Origin of the sequence: Leclercia sp. LTM14, assembly GCF_023736175.1 — a bacterium.
Taxonomy (GTDB): domain Bacteria; phylum Pseudomonadota; class Gammaproteobacteria; order Enterobacterales; family Enterobacteriaceae; genus Enterobacter; species Enterobacter barmai.
The window spans coordinates 56061-75585 of sequence record NZ_JAIKTT010000010.1 but is presented as its reverse complement, the minus strand read 5'-3'; the positions used below and the strand labels follow the sequence as shown (position 1 = coordinate 75585).

At 50.4% G+C, this 19525-nt stretch carries 26 protein-coding genes; 10 read left to right on the top strand and 16 right to left on the bottom strand.

The features are described 5' to 3' along the window. Positions 1-111: 111 nt before the first annotated feature. The 9 genes from K5I40_RS18475 to K5I40_RS18435 form a co-directional block, all read right to left on the bottom strand. Positions 112-441, bottom strand: coding sequence for a hypothetical protein (locus K5I40_RS18475; RefSeq protein WP_223075176.1), 330 nt, complete (start codon positions 439-441; stop codon positions 112-114). Next, positions 441-917, bottom strand: coding sequence for a GNAT family N-acetyltransferase (locus K5I40_RS18470; protein ID WP_251929781.1), 477 nt, complete (start codon positions 915-917; stop codon positions 441-443). The genes K5I40_RS18475 and K5I40_RS18470 overlap by 1 nt, the downstream gene beginning before the upstream one ends. Positions 918-992: 75 nt before the next feature. Beyond that, complete coding sequence (locus tag K5I40_RS18465; RefSeq protein WP_223075175.1) at positions 993-1352, bottom strand: hypothetical protein; 360 nt, start codon at positions 1350-1352, stop codon at positions 993-995. Then, a complete protein-coding gene (locus K5I40_RS18460) occupies positions 1352-1786 on the bottom strand; it encodes an OB-fold putative lipoprotein (RefSeq protein WP_223075174.1) in 435 nt (144 codons plus the stop codon). Before K5I40_RS18460 ends, K5I40_RS18465 begins: the two co-directional genes overlap by 1 nt. Positions 1787-1824: 38 nt before the next feature. After that, on the bottom strand, positions 1825-2361 hold the full coding sequence (locus K5I40_RS18455; RefSeq protein ID WP_223075173.1) for a hypothetical protein: 537 nt from the start codon (positions 2359-2361) through the stop codon (positions 1825-1827). A 39-nt stretch (positions 2362-2400) separates the two neighbouring features. Continuing rightward, on the bottom strand, positions 2401-2748 hold the full coding sequence (locus K5I40_RS18450; RefSeq protein ID WP_223075172.1) for a hypothetical protein: 348 nt from the start codon (positions 2746-2748) through the stop codon (positions 2401-2403). 57 nt (positions 2749-2805) lie between these two features. After that, on the bottom strand, positions 2806-3240 hold the full coding sequence (locus tag K5I40_RS18445; RefSeq protein WP_223075171.1) for a hypothetical protein: 435 nt from the start codon (positions 3238-3240) through the stop codon (positions 2806-2808). Positions 3241-3286: 46 nt separating this feature from the next. Further along, positions 3287-3451 (bottom strand): hypothetical protein, encoded by a 165-nt coding sequence (locus K5I40_RS18440; protein ID WP_223075170.1) that lies wholly within the window; start codon positions 3449-3451, stop codon positions 3287-3289. A 71-nt stretch (positions 3452-3522) separates the two neighbouring features. Continuing rightward, positions 3523-3885 carry a hypothetical protein gene (locus tag K5I40_RS18435; protein WP_223075169.1) on the bottom strand — a complete coding sequence of 121 codons (363 nt, stop codon included), beginning with the start codon at positions 3883-3885 and terminating at the stop codon, positions 3523-3525. 943 nt (positions 3886-4828) lie between these two features. Here K5I40_RS18435 and K5I40_RS23945 point away from each other — a divergent pair. The 4 genes from K5I40_RS23945 (at position 4829) to K5I40_RS18420 (ending at position 7327) form a co-directional block, all read left to right on the top strand. Continuing rightward, positions 4829-4957 (top strand): hypothetical protein, encoded by a 129-nt coding sequence (locus tag K5I40_RS23945; RefSeq protein ID WP_255589003.1) that lies wholly within the window; start codon positions 4829-4831, stop codon positions 4955-4957. 73 nt (positions 4958-5030) lie between these two features. Further along, positions 5031-5501, top strand: coding sequence for a hypothetical protein (locus tag K5I40_RS18430; protein WP_251929782.1), 471 nt, complete (start codon positions 5031-5033; stop codon positions 5499-5501). Beyond that, entirely contained in the window at positions 5498-6166 is a 669-nt protein-coding gene (locus K5I40_RS18425) for a uracil-DNA glycosylase family protein (protein WP_223075168.1), read from the top strand. The genes K5I40_RS18430 and K5I40_RS18425 overlap by 4 nt, the downstream gene beginning before the upstream one ends. A gap of 387 nt (positions 6167-6553) precedes the next feature. Further along, the gene (locus K5I40_RS18420) at positions 6554-7327 is read left to right on the top strand and encodes a type II toxin-antitoxin system HicB family antitoxin (RefSeq protein ID WP_223075167.1); all 774 of its coding nucleotides are present in this window, start codon (positions 6554-6556) and stop codon (positions 7325-7327) included. Between the two features lie 468 nt (positions 7328-7795). Here K5I40_RS18420 and K5I40_RS24160 read toward each other — a convergent pair whose 3' ends face one another. The 3 genes from K5I40_RS24160 to vapB form a co-directional block, all read right to left on the bottom strand. After that, positions 7796-8011 (bottom strand): YciI family protein, encoded by a 216-nt coding sequence (locus K5I40_RS24160; protein ID WP_375540651.1) that lies wholly within the window; start codon positions 8009-8011, stop codon positions 7796-7798. A gap of 2046 nt (positions 8012-10057) precedes the next feature. Further along, the gene (locus K5I40_RS18415) at positions 10058-10474 is read right to left on the bottom strand and encodes a PIN domain-containing protein (RefSeq protein ID WP_223075165.1); all 417 of its coding nucleotides are present in this window, start codon (positions 10472-10474) and stop codon (positions 10058-10060) included. Beyond that, positions 10471-10701 (bottom strand): type II toxin-antitoxin system VapB family antitoxin, encoded by a 231-nt coding sequence (gene vapB, locus K5I40_RS18410; RefSeq protein ID WP_223075164.1) that lies wholly within the window; start codon positions 10699-10701, stop codon positions 10471-10473. Before vapB ends, K5I40_RS18415 begins: the two co-directional genes overlap by 4 nt. A 329-nt stretch (positions 10702-11030) precedes the next feature. Between vapB and K5I40_RS18405 the strand changes: the two genes are divergently transcribed. The 3 genes from K5I40_RS18405 to K5I40_RS18395 all read left to right on the top strand — a co-directional run bounded on the left by K5I40_RS18405 (position 11031) and on the right by K5I40_RS18395 (position 13000). Continuing rightward, complete coding sequence (locus tag K5I40_RS18405) at positions 11031-11291, top strand: type II toxin-antitoxin system ParD family antitoxin (protein ID WP_223075163.1); 261 nt, start codon at positions 11031-11033, stop codon at positions 11289-11291. Next, positions 11257-11574 (top strand): type II toxin-antitoxin system RelE/ParE family toxin, encoded by a 318-nt coding sequence (locus K5I40_RS18400; RefSeq protein ID WP_375540648.1) that lies wholly within the window; start codon positions 11257-11259, stop codon positions 11572-11574. The genes K5I40_RS18405 and K5I40_RS18400 overlap by 35 nt, the downstream gene beginning before the upstream one ends. Before the next feature lie 388 nt (positions 11575-11962). Then, positions 11963-13000: an aldo/keto reductase gene (locus K5I40_RS18395; RefSeq protein ID WP_223075161.1), complete on the top strand. Its 1038-nt coding sequence runs from the start codon at positions 11963-11965 to the stop codon at positions 12998-13000. Positions 13001-13051: 51 nt separating this feature from the next. Here the strand turns inward: K5I40_RS18395 and K5I40_RS18390 are convergent, their stop codons facing one another. The 3 genes from K5I40_RS18390 to K5I40_RS18380 all read right to left on the bottom strand — a co-directional run bounded on the left by K5I40_RS18390 (position 13052) and on the right by K5I40_RS18380 (position 16276). Next, a complete protein-coding gene (locus tag K5I40_RS18390; RefSeq protein WP_223075160.1) occupies positions 13052-13996 on the bottom strand; it encodes an SMP-30/gluconolactonase/LRE family protein in 945 nt (314 codons plus the stop codon). 65 nt (positions 13997-14061) lie between these two features. Next, positions 14062-15243 (bottom strand): aldo/keto reductase, encoded by a 1182-nt coding sequence (locus tag K5I40_RS18385; protein WP_223075159.1) that lies wholly within the window; start codon positions 15241-15243, stop codon positions 14062-14064. A 46-nt stretch (positions 15244-15289) separates the two neighbouring features. Next, positions 15290-16276, bottom strand: coding sequence for an aldo/keto reductase (locus K5I40_RS18380; RefSeq protein ID WP_223075158.1), 987 nt, complete (start codon positions 16274-16276; stop codon positions 15290-15292). A 212-nt stretch (positions 16277-16488) separates the two neighbouring features. Here K5I40_RS18380 and K5I40_RS18375 point away from each other — a divergent pair, with 212 nt between their 5' ends. After that, the gene (locus tag K5I40_RS18375; RefSeq protein ID WP_223075157.1) at positions 16489-17397 is read left to right on the top strand and encodes a LysR family transcriptional regulator; all 909 of its coding nucleotides are present in this window, start codon (positions 16489-16491) and stop codon (positions 17395-17397) included. Positions 17398-17430: 33 nt separating this feature from the next. Here K5I40_RS18375 and K5I40_RS18370 read toward each other — a convergent pair whose 3' ends face one another. Beyond that, positions 17431-18330 (bottom strand): LysR family transcriptional regulator, encoded by a 900-nt coding sequence (locus tag K5I40_RS18370; RefSeq protein ID WP_223075156.1) that lies wholly within the window; start codon positions 18328-18330, stop codon positions 17431-17433. 139 nt (positions 18331-18469) lie between these two features. Between K5I40_RS18370 and K5I40_RS18365 the strand changes: the two genes are divergently transcribed. Together K5I40_RS18365 and K5I40_RS18360 are read left to right on the top strand one after the other, a co-directional pair. Continuing rightward, complete coding sequence (locus tag K5I40_RS18365) at positions 18470-18778, top strand: superoxide dismutase (RefSeq protein ID WP_223075155.1); 309 nt, start codon at positions 18470-18472, stop codon at positions 18776-18778. A gap of 8 nt (positions 18779-18786) precedes the next feature. Beyond that, entirely contained in the window at positions 18787-19476 is a 690-nt protein-coding gene (locus tag K5I40_RS18360; RefSeq protein ID WP_223075154.1) for a type 1 glutamine amidotransferase domain-containing protein, read from the top strand. The last annotated feature ends 49 nt before the right edge of the window (positions 19477-19525 follow it).

The window sequence follows — 19525 nt, the reverse complement described above, 5'->3', positions numbered from 1 at the left end:
CGTCACATCGGCACATTCCGTTGAGGCTGACGGTATACAATCCCCAACCCGATGCGCGGTCTGGTGACATTCCGCCAGTGCCAACACGCCCAGTAAAACAATCTCTTTCACTCAATTCCTCCAGTTAAATTCTTCCTCAGTGGCCGACTGGTCAAAAACGTACTCATGCAGTCGCTTAAGCACGTCGGGATGCGCACCATTGCCGATGGTATGCCTGACAGCAAACCGAACGTTCCAGGCGCGTGTTGTGTCCTGTTTGACGTGTTCCTGATAATCCAGCACCACTTTAGCCATGCGCTCACCTGCTTTATTGAGTGAGTCGTTTTCACTGGTTAGCAGCGCGATTTGCTGGCGCTGGCGATCAGTTTCTTTAAGCAGCACGCCGATGCGATATAGCACCAGCACGGCCAGCCCGATCAATACCCAAACGGGAATAAACATTATTCGACATCCCTTTTCATCAGCACGAAATCAATGCTGTCTTCTACCCCACTCTTTCGGAATATCTCGCCCTCAATCGCAAAACCAAAGCGCGTATAGAACGAGGACGCGCTCACGCGGGCGTTGAGCTGCACCACCTTGAAGCCCTGGAGCTTGATTTCTTCCAGCACCGACCGGATCAGCAGACTTCCGCACCCTTTGCCCCGGTATTCCGGCAGCGTGGCAAATTTCCGGATCTGGCAGCGGCTGTCTGACAAATTGAAGACTGACAGGCAGCAGACAACCTTTTCACCCTCAACTATCCCGTAATGATGCGCTTCATCATCACCCGGCATATATAGCTCGTCACGGTTCAGGTTCGGCCATAAAACGCGATGACGAATGTCAATACAGCCCTCAATACCCAGCTTCATAAATTTCATTTCTTTTTTCCTGTCGATCAAATTCTTCGTACAGCGCCCAATGGCGTTGATCATAGTTCCTTGCCAGCGTCAGCCATTCCCAGAAGGTCAGGCCACGCTCGGCGAGGAAAATGCTCAGGCGTTGGTATCTCAATTGCCGTGTGTCACCTGATAGCCGCGCTCATACTCATGCAAGAAAAGCTGATACTGAGCGACGATAAATATCGCCTCGGCGTCCCCCATGCCCGTTTCAGCCTGGGGCGCATACTTCGCCACAATTTCCGCAGCTTCGCGTTGCGCTTCTTTGTCGCCTTTGAGGCCAGCAGCCAGCCCCATCCCGCACGCTGCATTAAAATTAGCGGCCAGAGGTTGTGATCCGGTTGCGTCCAAAATGGCGTGATATTTAGCGTCGCATTCATGGAACAGATATTCATGCTCGCCCGCTTCTTTTCCAGCGTGAGCCGCACCAGCCACCAGCAGGGCGGTAGCGATCAGGGCTTTCAGTTTCATTATTCAACCTGCCCGTTATGCAGATACAGACTGCCCATGATCTCGGTTGGCTGGTCGCCAGACAGAGTGACGCGCTGGCCTTTGTGGAGTTTCGCTACAGTGGCTTTATCGACCATTTCCACCATCACGCCTTCGAAGCTGTAACGCTGGCCGTCGCTCAGTTCGATTACTGGCTCGTCGGCAATGTCCAGGTTGAAGCGCTTGATCGTGCCATGTACAAAGACCTTCCGACCTTCAACCTCGGCCATCGCCGCGACTTCGTTATCATCCATTTTCTTTGAGAATTCAGCGGCATCAATGGAAATGGTTTGCTGTACAGGCGCGGCCTGTTCGGTTGACGTGTCAGAGCTGGTGGCACTGGCGGTGGTTGTGTTGTTGTTAGCTACGTGGTAAATAGCGAAAGCGGCCAGAACTACCCAAAATAACTTTTTCATCGTATTACTCTCAAAATGCCCCGCGCACGGGGCGGGGATTAGTAGGCTTTAAGGGCTTCGATTTCGTAGCCAGTTTGCACCATGTGTATGTACTGAATTGCTATTGGCATTGCCAGATCAGCATCAATACCCTGGCCTTTGAGTTTTGTTGCAATGCTCTGCGTGTTCTCTGATAAATCAGCAGCAGCGGATCTAATTTTCTGGGCACTGCTACCCCATTCATCACGCATGATGCGAGCCATATCAGAACCGCCGGTACAGCTTTTCGCCAGATAATCAGTCATAGCAGCCGAATCAGGGAAGGTGATTGTTTGCGACAATTCGGCAAAAGAATCCTGCGCCTGGCCTTTGCAAAACTCGGACGCAGGTTTATTCATTGCTGCCATCATTGTTTGCTCACCGATTCGATAAGCCTCTTCCACCGTCTTCGGTGCGTTCGCGCTATAGGCAGGTGAGCTGGCCTGGTTCGATTCAGCCATTGTTTTACCCATCCAGTAGCCAAAACCCTTTGCCGCGAACATAACGACAACGGCCACACCAATTTTCTTGCCCCATTTTTGAGCGAAAGCGTTCATATTCTTTACCTCATTAGCAGCAGCAGCCGGTTAAAAATGTTACTGGTCAGAGTCGAGCTTTCCGGATACCAGACAACGTTCAGTCTCACCGCGTGAGCGGGCGTTATCGGCGCAGTATTCGCGCACCTCTTTGGAGGCTTCCGGTGCTTGCGTCAGAAACATCGGGATAACAATCAATCCGGCAGACTGACACGCTAGTGCATAGGCATACGTAGCCTTGTCTGCAAATGTCCGGCGGTATTCGGTGTTTTTAGTAAATTTGGCGTTATATGCTTCCAGCTCTTTCTTCGCATGAGCGCAATCCGCTGGGGTCAGATCAACACCGTCGGCGTGAGCTGTGCCAGCAGTCAGTAGCACGGTGGCGATCAGGGTCTTAATCAGTTTCATCGTAAAAGTTCCTGTAAGGGGTTCAGAACACCGGGCGATTCCGGCGCTAATATCGGGTTATTCGGCTTCTTTCAGATAAGTCACAGCCAGTGCAGCAGCATGCTGGCAAGCCAGTCGCGGCTCTTTCATCAGCCATCGCCAGATCAGCAGGGAAATCGGGGTGACGATTGCCGGGGTGATATAGATGTTTGGAGTTTTTTCCCACAACAGACGCAGCATTTCGCCAACACCATGCTGGTATTTATCAGCGAAGCAAATCGCCACTACGTAAATTGCACCAGCAGAGATCACATAGCCGATACCCATCGCTTTGAGAAACGTCATTTCCGGCCATTCACCGGAGCTGTACTGCCAGTTAAACCAGATAGCAATGCCCGTCAGCAGCATCAGAATTGACCAGTAGCCCACGCCATAAGTCGCGAAGACGCTGAACATCTGGAGGCAGTTGAGGATCAACATGATTGCCAGAATTACCGCTTTGTAAGTTTTCATTAGTATTAACCTGTTTAAAGCGCCACCGATGAGCGGCACGTGTTAGTTAGCGGCCATCAAAGCCGTCGTGAGCCAGTTCGATAAAGCTCTGCTGATATTTCTGCTCTTCCTCATCGCTCATGATGTTGGCGAGCTCTTGAGGGATCAGTTTCCAGGCCGCTATCTTGAAAATCGCTTCATCCCAGCGCTTCCCGCTGGTATTGCGAGTCATGCCGTCGTTATAAATTTCTTCCGCAACTTTTCGCGTGGTGGCCTATTTGATTGTTAACACAATTAAATGTCCTATTTAGCTACCGCCTCCCGATAAGCGGCAAGCCGTGCATGAAGGGAGTCGGTGGTGCCATTCATCACGTCCGGATCGTCTTTATATTCCGGTTCCATACCGTCATTTACTTCCTTCGCAACCCGGCTGATCTCGGCCAGGGCTTCGCTTTCATCCATGCTCATTTCGGCCATTTCGATGCCAAATCGGTGGTTGATGACATACGATTCATGTGTGGCCGCACTCATTGCAGGTTCGCTGAAATAGGCCGCAGTTTTCTTTGCGATCTGTTCACAATCCACTGGTCGAGAGTGCGCGGGGACTAACCCTGAAAATAAGAAAAGGGGAACCCCTGCCAATAAAAAAATATGTTTGGCTTTCATTTGAAATTTTATTCCTGTTCATTCTTGCATTTGTTATTTCGCGAGAGAATTTACTTTAAGAACTTGTTATTGAATATTTAATTTTTGGCGATTGTTATTAGATCGCGTTGATTATTAATCAAAACCAGCTCTACAAGTAGTTACGTTACATAGCTCAGGACGCGACGGTTGATAGCCAGCCTCATTTGCCGTAATTTCCGCGTATACGCTCATTCAGGTCAATGCAGAGCTTTGCGCATTCACAATCTGGTTTTCGAGAACAATTATTATTTCGCCAAGATTAGGGTGATTTAATTTCTCAACCTGTTCTTTCAATACAATAAATTGCTGTTGGATAAATTCAGCTCGCTCCAGTATTTGAGTTTCACTTTCATTGAAACTCAGGGATATCGGCACACGCGAGCGGTGGCGCAATTAATCCATTAACTTTATTTTTCATTACCATCATCAAAATTAACAAATCAGGATTTTTTATATTTATGGCTCTTATGTATTACAAAATAGCACAAATAATCAATCGGATTTACACTTGATTCATCGCGTGAATTAATTCTCTTGTACTCAATTCGTAGAGACAATGACGGGCAAGCCGCGCAGATCTAACGCCAGTCTGGAAGCCTCGCTAACGGAACTGTAAACAATTTCGTTACTCCATGTAACCGCGTACAGCCTCATTCATAACGGCTATACCGTCCATTGCGTCGAGCTGAAAGAAATAGGCTATTCCGTGCAGGGCATAGCCAACGCCGTCGAGGGTGACGCCTGGCGCACTACCCGTTGCGAGTATCAGTCCGCGCTGGCGGGTTACAGTACCCGGCTGATTGCATGGCTTAGCGAGCGTTACAGCCTCCTTATCTTGAATCCGTGCATCCAAAGATTCTGGGAGTATCGACTCAGTGAGGCCGTGGAAAACTCATCGCAGCGGGTTTTGTTTTGGGACGGTGTGCAGGCTATCGAATTACGCAACCAGGGCCAGCTGACAGAGGCGATCTGGAGCGGCCAGCCTGCTGGCGTGACTAAACCCCTGCTGATTATCACCAGCGCTAACGCCGGAGAAGAATATGCAAACTAATGGCCGTCTGCCTGGCGTGAAGTTCCTCCCATTCGTGGGCGAGCACTATCACAACAGCCGCTAAGGTGTGCGCGTGCTGGTGCTGGGCGAGTCGCATTATGGCGCGACCGAGGATAGCGGGCCGGACTTCACGCAAAAGGTTGTTCAGGACTGCGCCTACATACCGGGTGAGCCGTTTTTCAGCAAGCTGACCAATGTCCTGCGCGGTCGGATCGACTGGCCTACGGATGAGGAACGCCGGGAAACATGGCAGCACGTCGCCTTTTACAACTTCATTCAGGAATTTGTGGGTGGGCAATCGCGCATAGCGTCAACCCCGGATATGTGGCGGGCAGCACAAGCGCCGTTTCTGGAGATTGTCCGGGCGCTGGAGCCTGACGTGATCATTGTGCTGAGATCCCGCCTCTGGAATAAGGTAGACGAGCTGCCGCCGGAGTTCCCGGTCGGATGGTGCGGCATTCTGCACCCAAGTAGCCGTATGGCCTCTGAACTGACATTTGCCGCTGTGGCCACATCACTTCGCAAGGCTGGTGGCCTGTTATGAGTATTAACGCCCTTACTGAGTCATTACGGCATCACCTGAGCCCCCATCTGGAGCGATCCGGAAGCATTCTTTACAGCGCGACCAGCACGCTTAAAGTGGGCGATGTCTATTTGATGGGGTTCAACCCGGGCGGCGGCGATGGCCCGACCATCAGCGAGCAGATCGATGCGCTGGCCGACCGGACAACCAATGCTTACCTGGATGAGGAATGGACGGGTAAGGCAGGCGAGGCACCGCTACAGAGGCGCGTAACGTGGGTACTAAAGGCGCTGGGCTATCAGCCGCGCGAGGTGTGCGCCAGCAACCTGATATTCATCCGCAGCCGCGATTACAGGGGTGTGGAATACACCCTTGCAGATGAGTGTTGGCCGGTGCATGAGGAGATTATTAGCATCGTACAGCCGAAGCTAATCCTGGTCTTTGGCAATTCCGCCACGTCGCCCTATGATTATCTTCGCAACAGGTTTAACGCTGGTGGCGCTGATGAGAGTATTTCCTCCGGCCACGGTTCATGGACTGTCAGGAGCTTTAACACAGTCATCAACGGCCAAAGCGTATGCGTTGTGGGCCTGCCTCACCTGAGCCGATACTCGCCAGTAGGGAAACCAGAGGTGATCGAATGGATAAAAACAAGGAAACAACATGCCGAACCAGATCCCGATTAACCCAACACTATCGAAGAACTTCGACATCAAGCCAAATGAGATGCGCTCAAAGGCGCAACTGATGCCTGGTAGGGTCACCCCTACCGCGTATCCCATAACGGGAAACTACAGGTGTACTGCCTGAACGACAGGAGCTGGGACAGGCCTACAGTGCTGGGAGAAGCTGACGATTATGACGCAGCATGTGAGCTGGCTGAGCGTAAACAGGCCGAGTGGGTTAAACGGCGTGCAGAGCCGATTTTCTACCATTCAATTGAGCCGCCTGCGGCTGGCACAGAGCCCTGATTGTGAGGCGTCGCTGGTGGTGCAATTTGATACGATGGAAGAACTAACCACGTGGTCAAAATCAGAATAGGGTTTGACGAAAAAATCTCTTAAGAGGTATTTATGGACTCATACAGCACGGCCACGTTAGCGCGGGAATATCAGCGGATCAGTACCGCTCAAGATTCTGTCATCTGGCTGCACAACGATCTGCATCACGCTGCCGCTGTTTGTGCCAAAACCGAAGACGTGAACGGTCGACAGCGTCATAATGTCATCGCTGCCGTAAATCTGTACGTGGAGTTACCAAAGCGCGCAGGAGCCGTTTTAAGCGTGCTTAATGCCACAGGCGACAAAGGTATGGTAGCGGTCATTATCGACGTGCTGGACGCAGCTGGCTTTTCCGTGCTGCTTGATATGTTCCCGCCACCGGCGGAAGTCCTCAACAGCAACAGGCTGGTGATTAACGGCCATCCGGCCACGGTTGAACACGATCAGGAGCTCAACATGTACCGGGGTGAATTTCTGGGGCTGAGCGGCGAGGCTGATTTCTACGCGGCTAGCCTCAAAAAGCTGGTGGACGAGGGTGAAACCTCCCTGCGCGTATTCCTGGAAGGGTGCACCCGTGATGGTCTGGCAGCGTATCAGGAGATCCCCGACCGCGTGCTGGTGCTGTTCGAAGATGAAGAATCTAGTGCATGCCAATGGATGTATTCCCCATGCCGCGCCTTGGACTGGAAGTTGCCAGCCGAGGTGAGCCATCAGGAGCTGTCTGCCGTTGCGCAGCAGCTAACCGGGAAGGTACACACTAGGCACGAGCGGGCCGAATGGAAGCTGGCAATTGACGTGATTATGGAGCGGCACGGTGACACTATCCGGGCGCTGTCCGCTCGATAGACGATACACACAACCGCAAGATTGACGCCAAGGAATTATCATGACGTTTATTAAAAAACCAATGCGCGGGGGCACAATATGCCCCGCGTTTGCTACGTAACCGGGCATGGACTGGATAATCAACGATACGGTAGCTTCTGGGAGTTTTGGCAGGCACTGGGATTGTCTGGCGATCACAAATCTGTCCGAACAGAGCTATTTGAAAACGCCGATGAAGCGAATATACATGGTTATCATGTTCGTATGGAGTATGCCGTAGACGACAACATACAACCATGAAAAACTCGATGAGTTTAATATGCTGGTGCATAGTACACGGAAGCGGCACGTGAGATCGGTTGGGAACCGCCGCCTCATAAACTCCTACATCGCTCATCTGGAAGATACCGAACCCCAGACGGGGGATCGCAACAACATTGTTCAGTTTATTTTTTGAGCACATGTCACTTGTTCAACATCGTCAGCGTTTTACTTAATCGCTGTGTTAAAATTTTCTGCAATAAACTTAGTCGTGAATTCACGAACGTCATACCGGGCAAACCCGGGATAATAGCAGTCTTCCTCAAGGATAGACTGCAACTCATTCTTACTGCTGGCCTGTGCAAAAATAACACCCGCATGGGCGTCAGTGTCAATATAGGGACCAAGCATCAGAAACCTGCCATTATTAAAATACTTTTCCAGCCATTTACATGAACTGGATACATTTCACTCTGTGTTTGTTCGGTTACATCAGAATTAACCGTGATATTAATTACAAACATTAATCACCCTTATAAGCTGTCAGTGCATAATTAATAAGCAACGTTGCTTCTGATAGTGTCAATCCGGCGGGCAGAATGTCTCTGGGCAGATCTTTTTTTCTCATCTTACCGGCCTGCGTAACTCACACCATTTGTATAAATGGAACCCGCATATTCGAGATTGCATAGCACTGCCCTTGTCTCAATCGGTATAGGTCGTATATTTGAACCTTTACATGCTGGCATGGCGGACTCCCGGGATTTCAAACCTGTACTGCATGAATACTGGCCAATATATCCGCCGGTTTATATTTACTATATGCATAACACGCAACGAGTGAAGAGAGTATAGGTAGTTATCAGCTTCTTTGACAACGCAAAAACGAGTAGGTATTAACACCTTGCCTTCAAATCTCGTTGGTTGAGAGGAAGAGCATTCAGGGGTCAGCCTGGAAAACGAAAAACCTCCTACGCCAAGCCTGCTTTTTAAGCAGGTATGACAAGCAACTGTGAGCGAGGAGCGGACAGCTTGTTTGCGGTAAGATCGCCAAACTCAAATGACTACTAGCCTTAAAATGAACCTACCGGTTAAGTAGGTGAATGACTATTCCCCATCGGAGTTCTGTACATGATCTTTCAGAAAATATTGCAAAAACCGTGCCGTTGACATGCCTTCAAACCGAGGAAATGTTTGTTCATTAAATGCAATTTCAGCCATAAAAAATGGGCAGTAGGAAATTATTCCAGCTCGTATACCGGGGCAGAATATTACCAACTATGAATTATTTCTTTTATCTTTGATGATGTTTTTATTTTCTGTAAAAACATAGGAGTTGGGTGGAATGTCATTTAATACTATCACACCAACTCCTATGGAAACATTATCACCTATATTAATGTTATCACCAATAATGCAGGAGTGAGCGCCCATGCTCACATTGTTCCCTACTCTAAAATCAATATCAACTCCTCTTTTATTACTCCCAAGAGTACAGAATTGTCTTATTGTAAAATTTTCACCAATAATACAACCTCGGTTTATTATAAATGAATTGCCATGCCAAATTTTAAAGCCTTTCCCTATTTTTAATGGTATGGAATTTCAACCCCAAAAAAACATTCATTAATCAACCTATTTAAAATAACAAAAGACAAAGAAATAGGATAAAGCAACTTAGTCATTGAATGAAGAGTAGCCATGCGGAATATTAATATTATAATCTTTGATTTAAATGAGTTTATTTTAATATCATACATCAAAGTGTTAATAAATTCACGCATCGTAGCCTCACTGATAACAACATTTTAATAACATTAGTGACACGTAACTCATACCAATCAGAACAAAACCATAACCACGGGCATCATCATAGTTCTTATTCGTTGTCAGATTGAGTAAGAAATCACACTTAGATTAAATTCTTCAGGTGTAGATCTGTACTAGAAATTCACTCCGCTGAGGCTGTTTTCTGCCTTTGAGTGTTAGCAGACCCGCCCGATACTATATTTAATTAATCGGCTAGGGATTGTTTAGAGAGCACTATCTAGAATGTCAGGATCATAATTATCCTATTAACTTTTCAATGACTATCAACTCCTTAAAAGTTGATTAATTATAGTGCATTTTTTATGCAAGATACTGTAAACTTAGTTTGGCTCGAAAACTAATCAAAAAATTCATTCTGGATGAGTAATTTTTTTAATCATCCGTGTAGGGAATGTGTCACCTGAAAAAACAATGAATATAGAATCATCCATACAGTAAATAACAAGCTAAAATTAAAGATTTTTTTAAATTTATTTGTTGCATTTTTTGTTATAAAAAAGTTGTGTGCTATGCGCTTTTAGTTATGGGAAAAAATTTAATAAGTAATTTGCATGATAAATACAACGTATTCAGTTGACCATACGCAAATAGAGCGAGATATAGTTGACTTTCGCTCTTGGCACAAAGCGGACATTCCTCGCTTAAGTATTCTTTTTGTGGTCAGTTAACCCAGTCTTCCAGCACCAGGCCCGGCACCCGCTCAAACTCCCGCACATTATTCGTCACCAGGATGGCGCCGGCGGCAATGGCGTGCCCGGCAATCGCCGTGTCGTTCGGGCCGATCGGTGTTCCGGCGAGGCGCAGCGCGACCTTAATCTCCGTGGTGGCGTCCACCGCCGCGCGGTCCCAGGGCAGGACGGCATCGAGGCGGGTGCAGAATTCATCGACCAGCTGCACATAGCGGGGCGAGGCCTTCGGGCCGGCGGCACCGAAGCGCATCTCCTGGTAGGTGATGGCCGAGATCACGATGTGTTGACCGCGCAGCACCGCCAGCGCCAGGCGTTTTCGGACGGCTTCCGGCTGCTCACTCATGATGAACGAGCAGATACAGGTGTCGAGCATATAAATCTTGTTCATGAATCAAATCGTCCTTCGTCGGTGACAACGTCCTCGCGCTCCGCCATAAAGTCCGGATCGGCTCTATCGAGCTCAAAGAATGAATCCCAGGTCGGCCGGACGGGACGCAGGATGATGCTGTCCCCTTCCCGGACGATCTCCAGCTCACTCACTCCCTCAAAATCCATATCGCGGGGCAGACGGATGGCGCGGTTGTTGCCGTTTTTAAAAATGGATACGGTTCTCATGATTCTCTCCCGGGTAAGTGTGGATACGTGGTGCATATCCGGAATAGTGTTCATTACATAGGGTGTGCGCATATGCTTAGTATAGGCAGATGTTCTACATATGTGTAGGAGCTGGATATGCGTATGGCTGACATATGGAGATGCCTTGCATTTGAATATGTTCAACCTATACCCTTTCCTCTCGTTTTCCGTGAAGATCCGAAAAATACAAAAGTCGGATCCCCAGACTACAGCCGGATTGTTTAGGCTAAAATGCCGGAGATGGAAGTAAGGAAGTAAACTGATATAATGATGTAAGAACAAATCTTACATTGAGAAAAGGAGGGGATATGGCTCGTACTATGACGGTGGACGTGGGGGATGAGCTGCGTGAATTTATCGATTCCCTGGTGAAGGCTGGTGATTACCGTACCCAGAGCGAGGTCATGCGTGATGCGTTGCGTCTACTGCGCGAGAAGCAGGCTGAATCACGCCTTCAGGAACTGCGCGATCTACTGACTGAAGGGATCAGCAGCGGCGAGGCGAAACCATGGAACAAGGATGCATTCCTGAATAATGTCAGGGCCAGGGTGGCAAATGAAAGAGATTGAGCTGACACGGAAAGCAGAAGAAGATCTGGAGGCTATCTGGGACTACAGCTTCAGAAAGTTCGGGGTTGTTCAGGCGGATGCGTATATCGGCCGTATAGCAGCGGTGTTTGATGTGCTGGCCATGCATGATATCGGCACGCATCGCGCAGAGTTGGGAGAAAATATCTACTCGCTGCCGGTGGAACATCACATGATCTATTTTGTGGCATCACATTCGGTGGTTACGATCATTCGTATTCTCAGCCAGTCTCAGGATACGGTGCGGCATGAACCCTGGAGATAGCTGAGAAAGCCATTGATCAAATAATAATAAATTCAATAACTTAGTTCGCACAATCTATCTTATGTTAAATAACCTCCATGAGTCTATTACTTCATGGTTTACTCGTGCGGCCACAGAAATCAGCATGTTGTCAATTTTGAGATACTTCCCTTTTTTGCATTAGGTCTGTCGCACATTTACTTCATCTAATGCTGATTGTTGGATCTTGCTATTAATTCTCTTATACAGATTTGTGGGTCGCTTTCCTTTAATAGAAAATCCACTGACGATTACGCCCATCTGTGAAAAAAACTCACAACACCATTCGATAACGCATGCTGGTTCCCTTCATGTCAGTGCAATACCCTGTCACACAAAGAATTGCTGGCAATAAAAGAAGGAACACAGAATGAAGTATGTGAATCTGGGTCGTAGCGGTTTGAAAGTATCCCGTCTTTGCCTCGGTTGTATGAGCTATGGTGAACCTGAACGTCTTCCTCAACCCTGGTCCCTGGATGAAAAGGCGTCACGTCCACTCATTCGTCAGGCGCTTGAAGCGGGCATTAATTTTTTTGATACCGCGAATATATACTCGGGCGGAAGTTCTGAAGAGATCACTGGAAAAGCACTGAAAGAAATGGCCAGACGCGATGAGATCGTTGTGGCGACAAAGACCTTCTTTCCGTGGCGCAACTCACCCAATACCGGGTTTCTTTCCCGCAAAGCCATTTTTCAATCTATTGACGATAGCCTGATGCGCTTAGGTATGGATTATGTCGATCTCTTTCAGATTCACCGCTTTGACCACTCCACGCCTGTTGAAGAGACCATGGAGGCTCTGCATGACCTCGTTAAATCAGGAAAAGTACGTTACATCGGCGCATCATCTATGGAAGCCTGGCGCTTTGCAAAAATGCAGCATACGGCAGAGCGTAACGGCTGGACCCGATTTATTACGATGCAACCGCAATACAATCTGCTTTACCGGGAAGAAGAGCGCGAGATGTTGCCCCTGTGTGAAGACCAGGGCGTTGGTGTGATCCCCTGGAGTCCGATGGCACGCGGCAGGCTCACGCGCGACTGGAGTGTCACGTCCCGACGAACGCAAAACGATGCCTTTGCGTTAAAAATGTATGAGAACGCAACCCTTCTGGATAAGCCCGTTATTGATGTTGTTGCCAGCATTGCTGAAAAGCACCATGTGCCAAGAGCCCATGTTGCAATTGCCTGGTTGCTATCAAAAACGGTCATCACAGCACCGATCATCGGCGCGACGAAACCAGAACATCTTTCCACGGCTATCAGCGCACTGGACTTTTCACTTAGCGATGACGAAATCATGGAACTCGAGACACACTATCTGCCACACCCCGTCGACGGGATCATTCCCCCGCTTCCGGATACGCCACCTTCACTCACGCCGCCTTCAGCAATACAGGACTGTTAATGCCCTACCCTAGCCCGGCGTTGCCGGGTCCCCCAGGACACTCATGCCCGGTCACTGATGTGAAAAGGGAAGCGGTGCCGGCGCGAATGCGCCCGATCGAAAAATCATCGCTCCACCAGGTTCGTTCCCGCTGTTGGTGACAATGAACAACTCGTGATGTCCGGGTCGGATCGCCAGGCTTGTCGATTTAAGGTTACGACCTTTGTCGCGGTCAGGCAGCACAATTTGCCCAATCGGCAGTCCGTTGCGGTTGAAGACCATGACGCGTCCCTGGCCTGAGATGGCCACATATACATTGCCTTCGCTGTCGACACGGGCCCCATCTGGAGCCGGCCCGGTGAACTGATAGGTAACAACCGAACCAAAGGGGGCAATCGTGGTGGCGTCTGACAATCTTACGCGATGAAGCCTGTTTTTAGCGTGTTCTGTGGCCCATATCTGAGAGCCGGCGGAGTCAATCGCTATGCCGTTCCCGACCGCGAGTCCAGGCAGGATGGTATGAATTGACCCGACGTTGGGACTAACGTAGAACACCCCACCCTGTGGATCGGCTGAATTTCCCCGGCTGTCAGTAAAATAAAATCCGCCCTGATTATCAAAGACCAGGTCGTTGACAAGAAATCCAGCATCAGGAGCAACAACCATCTGCTCACGGGTGCCGTCGGGTTCAATAGCCCGGACTGAACCTCGCTGCATATCGCCCACCGACGCAATAAAGATCCGTCCATCTTTGTGTACCGCCAGGCCGGAAGCACCGAATGTATTCTCCTTAAGGACAATGGTAAGCTGCCGCTCCGGGGTGAGCTTAAACACGCGTCCCGTCACCACATCAACAAACAGCAGGTTATTGTTCCGATCGAACACAGCCCCTTCGAGCACGAGCGACGCCTCTGAAACGCTGAAGTACGGTTGGGCCTCCACGGTCTGAAGAGAACGCTCGCAGGGCGGTATGGGGACGGCACTGCGCGTAAGCGCGTTATGATTTAGTCCATTCATGTGGTTTACCCCCGGCAATAGCACTGAGGGAGACTTTACCTGCAGTCTCCCTGTGACAGCAGGTATTAATTTTTATCAAACTGACTTTCGGTAAACGGGTCGGCGCGACCGCCCTGCAATGGGATTTTGGCAAGCGCCGCATCGATTTCGCGTAGCTCGCTGTCCGTCAACCGGACTTGCGGTGCACCGCTGTTTTCTATTAGGTGCGGATATTGCGTCGTACCCGGGATAGGGACAATCCAGGGCCGCTGCGCCATCACCCAGGCCAGCGCGAACTGAACCGGAGTGGTGTTTTTGCGACGGGCCCACGACTGCGCGAATCCAAGCAGTACCATGTTTTTGGCCAGGGCATCGGGCTGGAAGCGTGGCAGGTTATGCCGCCGATCGGTGCTGTCGAACCGCTGGCTTGGATTGACTGCTCCGGCAAGGAAACTGCGGGCGGTCGGGCAGTAAGGTACGAAACCGATACCCAGCTCTTCGAGCGTTGGAAATATCCGCGTTTCCGGTTCACGCCACCACATGGCATACTCACTCTGTACTGCAGTCACAGGGAGTACCGTATGTGCGCGGCGGATTGTCCTGGCACTCGCTTCCGACAATCCCCAGTGTTTCACTTTACCCTCCTGGATCAACGCCTTCACGGTTTCCGCCACATCCTCAATCGGCACATTCGGATCAGGGCGATGTTGATAAAGAAGATCGATATGGTCCGTTTTCAGACGCTTTAGCGAGCCCTCTACGGCGCGGCGGATATGGTCAGGATGGCTGTTGATGGAGGTTGGCTTCCCCTCCTCCACACCGAAACCGAACTTAGTGGCAATCACCACACGATCGCGAACGGGGGCCAGTGCTTCCCCGACAAATTCTTCACTGAGATGAGGGCCATACACCTCGGCAGTATCAAAGAACGTAATGCCTTGTTCGAAGGCGGCCCGGATGAGCGAAACCATGGCTTTACGATCGCGCAGACCACCGCCGTAATACCCCACCATAGGCAGACACCCGAGTCCCATGCTGGAAACCTCCAGCGAGCCGAGTTTACGCGTGGTTAAGGTCTCCTTCTGGACGGGAACAGCATCCGAAGGTGCGTTCGACGTGTCCTGACCAGCCGGTTTCGCCATCACTGCACCGCTCCTGCCAAGGGTGGTTGCGGCCAATGCCAGACCGGCGCCGGCGATCAGAAAATTGCGACGATCCCGGGAAGCGGGTACGGAAGCAGAATGCTGGTCATGCATCATCTTGCTCATAAACTGGAACTCCCTATAGCGAAGAAAGGATTCATTAATTTGGTCCTTACCAGGCATAAGCCTGTGGCGCTTCTCCCCCGGGTCCGGGCCAGATTTCGTCGAGACAGCTCATGGTGTCGTCTGATAGCGTGATTGTCGTTGCGTGAAGCGCCTGCTGGAGTTGTTCGACCGTACGAGGCCCGATAAGTGGCGCAGTAACGACAGGATTCTGCAGGAGCCAGGCAAGAGCCACATCGGAAGGGGTTTCGTCGAGGTCCTCACATAATCCTTCGTAGGCTTCCAGCTGTGGACGATACTGTTCGATTAGACGGGAAAACGCGGGCCTTGCACGGCGCCCGCTTTCCATCTTTTTCAGTACGCCGCCAAGCAACCCTCCGGCAAGTGGACTCCAGGGAATCAGTCCTAGGCCAAAATGACGGCATGAGGGAATGACCTCCAGCTCAACAGTCCGGGCAGTCAAATTGTAGAGACTTTGCTCAGCAACCAGGCCAAGGGAATGACGGGCCGTAGCAACTGACTGCGCAGTCGCAATGTCCCAGCCCGCGAAATTGCTGCTACCGATATAAAGCACTTTTCCCTGCTGAACAAGGAGTTCCATGGCCTGCCAGACCTCTTCCCATGGCGTATAGCGATCGATGTGATGCATCAGATAGACGTCAATATGGTCCGTCTTAAGCCGTCGCAAACTGTCTTCGCAGGCCTTGCGAATATGATAAGCAGAAAGACGGCGATCGTTCGGACCTGGCCCCATAGGCTGATAGACTTTCGTCGCCAAAACAATACGGTCACGGCGGCCACCCTGCTGGAGCCAGCGACCAATAATTTCCTCGGACAGCCCCGAACCTTGCTGGATATCGGGTGATTGCTCAGTGCCATACACGTCTGCTGTATCAATGAAATTTATACCCGCCTCAAGCGCTTCATCCAGAATGCGGGCGCTGGTTTTCTCGTCGGTGACGTCACCAAAATTCATGGTTCCGAGACAAAGGCGGCTGACTTTCAGGCCGGTGCGGCCAAGATGCGTATAGTTCATACACGGCTCCGTTAGGTGAATGTTCCGCCCTGACCGACGGCCAGAGCGCATAATTTTCAAGAATAACGAAGCACAACGTGTTCAGTGAGAGGCGATGAGTGGATGGACTTGTGAAATAAATTCAGCAACGGATTAGCGCTAATCGGTCTATGGTGTATATCATTTCCGTATCCATACATTCGGGCCTTAACGCACAAGGAAAACGATTCTGTATGCAAATAAGCAGAGCTGATGTCGCCGATCTCATTTATTTCATGGCTATTGCACGTCATCGCAGTTTCAGCCGTGCGGCGATTGAATTAGGTGTCAGTGCATCAGCGCTTAGTCATGCCCTGAAGGGACTGGAAACACGGCTCGGGGTTCGCCTCCTTAATCGCACGACCAAGAGCGTTACACCTACGGCTGCAGGTGAAGAACTGGTTCAGTCTGTCCTTCAACCTTTCGACACGATAGAAGGCGCGCTTGAATCGCTTAATCGGTATCGTAAAACCCCTACCGGACGTATCCGCATCAATGCTGCCGTTGAAGCAGCTAATCTTTTGCTTGCGCCGGTTATGCCCGCGTTTATGGATCGCTATCCCGATATTGAAATCGATATTGTGGCCAGCAACCGTATGGTTGACGTCACTGATGCGGGCTTCGATGCCGGTATCCGCTATGGTGGCACCGTCCCGGAAGACATGGTTGCCCGGCGTTTATCTGCCGATATTCGCTGGGTTATCGCAGCATCCCCCGACTACCTTGAACGCTACGGAACGCCTGAACATCCTGATGATTTATTGCACCATCGCTGTATTAGCAATCGCCTCGGCGACGATCGGATTTATCGCTGGGAACTTGAGCGAAATGGCGAAAGGTACCAAATCACTGTGCCTGGCTCAGTGACGGTCAACCAGGCTGAAACGGGTCTTGTGGCCGTATTAGGCGGGGCCGGCCTGATGTATTTTCCGGAGCCTCTTGTTACACCCTATGTGAAGGATGGACGGCTCCGCCTGGTGCTTACGGAATGGTCCCCGCAGGAGGAAGGTTTTCATATCTATTATTCAAGCCGTCGGCAATTGCCGATCGGGCTTCGCCTTCTGATTGAGTTCATACAGGAGGCCAGGCCGCTGGGGTTGTGAAGCACCTCCATACTGAACGAAGCGTTATCGTCTTTATCGCCCCGTAGCGGATATCAGAAAATCAATCAGGGCCTTCACTCTTTTCGTTTTACCCGCGTTTTTGGGGTAATAGAGATAGACTGGCGGGTAGGTTTTCCAGTAACTCTCCATCACGGGCATAAAGTGCTCCCTGTCGGGCTGTAACTGCCAGATGGGTTCAAACAGGCGTCCAATTCCCAGCCCGTTACGGATCCCGTCAGCCATAACGTCGATATCGTTACTGATTAACTGCCCGGGCATCTCAACCGTCAACTGCTCTCCGCAGTCATTCAGGATCAACGGAAGGATGCGGTTGTTCGTAATAAAACGGTAGCCAATCAGCTTGTGTTGACTGAGGTCTGACGGCACCTGAGGCATTCCATACTCGCTGATATAAGCTGAGGATGCATATAACCCTTCACGAAAGGGTTTCATTAACGGCCGCGCCACTACTCCACCCTCAAGGATATCGCCAAAACGGATCCCAAGATCAAAACGCTCTTCGATGATATTCACGGTACCGTCGTAAACCGAAATTTCCAGCTGTATACCCGGGTATTGCTGACAGAATTCCGCCATCGCAGGCTTAAGAATTAACAGATAGGCAAAACGCGAGAGCGTGATACGCACGATACCAGAGGGCTCCTGATTCTGGTCGCGAATGCTTTCAAGCGAATTTTCCAGCGACTCCACCGCCGCAGCGGTCTGTTCCAGCAACAGCTGCCCGGTTTCCGTCAGCTCAATACGGCGGGTTGTACGCACAAAAAGCGGATGGCCAATATGCTCTTCCAGCAATTTAAGCGCATTGCTGACGGAGGGAGGCGTAATTTCCAGTTGTCTTGCGGCTGCCGAAATATTGCCCTCTCGCGCAATGCTCTGAAAGATGCGTATCTGGTTATACAGGGCGTTATTCATAATGTGTTCCTAAAACAATCTCCGCCAGATTATTAAGTACAGGCTAAAGATGCTTAAGTCAATGCTCCTCTAATCTTCGTGAAATTCGCCTCTTATACTTTTATCTCTTTCTACAACGACCTGAGTTCAGGAGACTATGATGCGAATTTTATGTCTGGATATCCCCGTACCCGGAGCATCGCTGGAAAAATATGCTCCGCACCTTAACGCTGAAGCGCTGCACGCCTGGGGATTGTATAAATCCGGCTTCATCCGCGACATCTACTTCCGTCAGGACAGACCTGGCGTTGCTATTTTTCTTGAATGTGACTCTGTCGATGAGGCGATGAACGTCATGGCCGAATTCCCGCTGGCAAAAGCAGGCTTACTAAGCTTCGAGTGCATTCCGCTTGGCTCATTTATTAACTGGGAAAATCTCTTTGCCGCTGAATTTAAAAATAAAGAGTGAGGCCCGATATGAAACCTGCAGATAAACCCGTGCTGTGTGTCGTTTCCAGCCACCCGATTAAAGGCGCATCCGGCGTACCGACCGGTTTTTTCCTGGCCGAGCTGACGCATCCGCTGAAAGTGCTGGAAGATGCCGGACTAAAAACGACGATAGCCAGCATTCGCGGGGGACAGCCTCCGGTGGATGGATTTGACCTCAGTGACCCTGTCAATGCCTGGTACTGGAACGAAACCGATTTTCAGCAGCGCCTGGCCACAACGCCTGCGTTATCCGGGCTGAACGGTGCCGATTATAGCGCCGTTTTCTTTGCGGGCGGGCATGGCACCATGTGGGATTTCCGTGACAGCCAGGATGCCCAGCGCATTATCCGCGAAGTGTATGAAAGCAATGGGATTGTCTCAGCCGTCTGCCACGGCCCGGCGGCACTGGTAGACGCCAGGCTCAGCAGCGGCGAATACCTGGTGAAAGGCAAAAACGTGGCGGCCTTTACCAACAAGGAAGAAGAAGAAGTTCACACCACCGATGTGGTTCCCTACCTGCTTGAGACTGCACTCCGCGAGCATGGCGCGCTTCATCACGAAGCCCCGAACTGGTCTGAAAATGTGGTTACTGACGGTCGCCTTATCACGGGGCAGAATCCCGCTTCAGCGCACGGTGTCGGTGTGGCGCTATTAAATGCGCTCCGCCAGCCAACTTAATCCATTCATCTCTCTTTCATCGTTACTCACCCTCTTTGGCCGGTTTACG

Bases quoted from the DNA above. Each gene is read 5' to 3' on its own strand.
- K5I40_RS18460 (WP_223075174.1), bottom strand. From the start codon at position 1,786: ATGAAAAAGTTATTTTGGGTAGTTCTGGCCGCTTTCGCTATTTACCAC.
- K5I40_RS18395 (WP_223075161.1), top strand. From the start codon at position 11,963: ATGAAGTATGTGAATCTGGGTCGTAGCGGTTTGAAAGTATCCCGTCTT.
- K5I40_RS18405 (WP_223075163.1), top strand. From the start codon at position 11,031: ATGGCTCGTACTATGACGGTGGACGTGGGGGATGAGCTGCGTGAATTT.
- K5I40_RS18360 (WP_223075154.1), top strand. From the start codon at position 18,787: ATGAAACCTGCAGATAAACCCGTGCTGTGTGTCGTTTCCAGCCACCCG.
- K5I40_RS18380 (WP_223075158.1), bottom strand. From the start codon at position 16,276: ATGAACTATACGCATCTTGGCCGCACCGGCCTGAAAGTCAGCCGCCTT.
- K5I40_RS18470 (WP_251929781.1), bottom strand. From the start codon at position 917: ATGATCAACGCCATTGGGCGCTGTACGAAGAATTTGATCGACAGGAAA.
- K5I40_RS18385 (WP_223075159.1), bottom strand. From the start codon at position 15,243: ATGAGCAAGATGATGCATGACCAGCATTCTGCTTCCGTACCCGCTTCC.
- K5I40_RS18365 (WP_223075155.1), top strand. From the start codon at position 18,470: ATGCGAATTTTATGTCTGGATATCCCCGTACCCGGAGCATCGCTGGAA.
- K5I40_RS18375 (WP_223075157.1), top strand. From the start codon at position 16,489: ATGCAAATAAGCAGAGCTGATGTCGCCGATCTCATTTATTTCATGGCT.
- K5I40_RS18415 (WP_223075165.1), bottom strand. From the start codon at position 10,474: ATGAACAAGATTTATATGCTCGACACCTGTATCTGCTCGTTCATCATG.
- K5I40_RS18445 (WP_223075171.1), bottom strand. From the start codon at position 3,240: ATGAAAACTTACAAAGCGGTAATTCTGGCAATCATGTTGATCCTCAAC.
- K5I40_RS18475 (WP_223075176.1), bottom strand. From the start codon at position 441: ATGTTTATTCCCGTTTGGGTATTGATCGGGCTGGCCGTGCTGGTGCTA.
- K5I40_RS18425 (WP_223075168.1), top strand. From the start codon at position 5,498: ATGAGTATTAACGCCCTTACTGAGTCATTACGGCATCACCTGAGCCCC.
- K5I40_RS18440 (WP_223075170.1), bottom strand. From the start codon at position 3,451: ATGACTCGCAATACCAGCGGGAAGCGCTGGGATGAAGCGATTTTCAAG.
- vapB (WP_223075164.1), bottom strand. From the start codon at position 10,701: ATGAGAACCGTATCCATTTTTAAAAACGGCAACAACCGCGCCATCCGT.
- K5I40_RS18465 (WP_223075175.1), bottom strand. From the start codon at position 1,352: ATGAAACTGAAAGCCCTGATCGCTACCGCCCTGCTGGTGGCTGGTGCG.
- K5I40_RS18435 (WP_223075169.1), bottom strand. From the start codon at position 3,885: ATGAAAGCCAAACATATTTTTTTATTGGCAGGGGTTCCCCTTTTCTTA.
- K5I40_RS18420 (WP_223075167.1), top strand. From the start codon at position 6,554: ATGGACTCATACAGCACGGCCACGTTAGCGCGGGAATATCAGCGGATC.
- K5I40_RS18450 (WP_223075172.1), bottom strand. From the start codon at position 2,748: ATGAAACTGATTAAGACCCTGATCGCCACCGTGCTACTGACTGCTGGC.
- K5I40_RS18400 (WP_375540648.1), top strand. From the start codon at position 11,257: ATGTCAGGGCCAGGGTGGCAAATGAAAGAGATTGAGCTGACACGGAAA.
- K5I40_RS18455 (WP_223075173.1), bottom strand. From the start codon at position 2,361: ATGAACGCTTTCGCTCAAAAATGGGGCAAGAAAATTGGTGTGGCCGTT.
- K5I40_RS18390 (WP_223075160.1), bottom strand. From the start codon at position 13,996: ATGAATGGACTAAATCATAACGCGCTTACGCGCAGTGCCGTCCCCATA.
- K5I40_RS18370 (WP_223075156.1), bottom strand. From the start codon at position 18,330: ATGAATAACGCCCTGTATAACCAGATACGCATCTTTCAGAGCATTGCG.